The organism is Streptomyces sp. SP18BB07 (assembly GCF_036322545.1).
In the GTDB taxonomy this organism is placed as follows: Bacteria; Actinomycetota; Actinomycetes; order Streptomycetales; family Streptomycetaceae; genus Streptomyces; species Streptomyces deccanensis.
Genome location: NZ_JAQYWT010000051.1, coordinates 1 through 433, shown reverse-complemented (window position 1 = coordinate 433; position 433 = coordinate 1). Strand labels below are relative to the sequence as shown.

Here is a 433-nt window from a genome sequence, read left to right as displayed (position 1 = left end):
CGTTGTTCATCGAGAAGGTCTACGACGTCGTCGGCCTCTACTTCAACCCGCCCGAGGGCGCGGTGGTGCTCTCGGTGGACGAGAAGTCGCAGATCCAGGCCCTGGACCGGTCCCAGCCGGTGCTGCCGATAATGCCGGGCCTGCCCGAGCGGCGCACCCACGACGCCGTCCGCAACGGCCTGACCACCTTGTTCGCCGCGTTCGACGTCGCCACCGGCGAGGTCATCACGGCCCTGCACCGACGCCACCGGGCCTTGGAGTTCAAGAAGTTCCTGATCCGGATCTACAAGGAGGTGACCGCGAACCTGCAGGTCCACCTGATCGTGGACAACTACGGCACTCACAAAACACCGGCGATCAAGGCCTGGCTGGCCAAACACCACAGGTTCGAGCTGCACTTCACCCCGACCGGCTCCTCGTGGATCAACCAGGT

1 protein-coding gene is annotated in these 433 nt (G+C 64.7%); it reads left to right on the top strand.

Annotation, left to right across the window (positions count from 1 at the left end):
- Window positions 1-433, top strand: a 433-nt coding sequence (locus tag PUR53_RS00135; RefSeq protein ID WP_329906949.1) for an IS630 family transposase, incomplete at both ends; no start/stop codon positions are given.